This window comes from Candidatus Termitispirillum reticulitermitis, assembly GCF_054655775.1.
The window spans coordinates 1-583 of the sequence record NZ_BAAIHG010000227.1; the positions used below are offsets into that span (position 1 = coordinate 1).

1 protein-coding gene is annotated in these 583 nt (G+C 39.8%); it reads right to left on the reverse strand.

What is annotated here, in order from left to right:
- Window positions 1–253, reverse strand: a 253-nt coding sequence (locus AC1MDJ_RS08450) for a flagellar basal body rod protein FlgB (protein ID WP_479690465.1), incomplete at its 3' end; no start/stop codon positions are given.
- Window positions 254–583 lie beyond the last annotated feature (330 nt).

Below are 583 nucleotides of genomic sequence, written 5' to 3' on the forward strand. Positions count from 1 at the left end.
AGACAAAACGCTTTATATCGGGCGGCAACTGCGGCGCAACCTGAAAATGTTTATTATCTGTTGTATATAGCCTTTGGGGACTAGACTGAGTGAAGTATTCGTTCATAACCTCCTCAAAAACTAGCTTCTTGGCACGATAATACGGCGTATCAGCGTTCGCCACATTACGCCCTATCTGCGTGTTCTTTTCAGATAATACATTGAGCGAAAAGCCCAAGTCATCAATCTTCATTCCATGAAATAAATCTATCATATAGAGCAAAGAAAGCAAAATATATGCCAAATATTATTGAGACTGTCCTAGCTTCTTATTCACTTAGTCACAAAGCAGACGGCTAATCCCGCCCCCTCAATAGCTACCGCTAACTCCGCCTTGAATAAATAGCCCGCTTATAATCCCCTCGCACAAATGAAGCTTGACTAAATACAACATCATCCACAGAAAACTTGATAATATGCTTGGTCATTTGTTTTGCTCTAGTTTTTTTAGATATTCTGTAGCACGTGAATTGCCCTTACTGGCAGCTTCCTTACATTCAGCCTGTTGCCACCATTTATTATAAATTTATCCATAATGCTACTA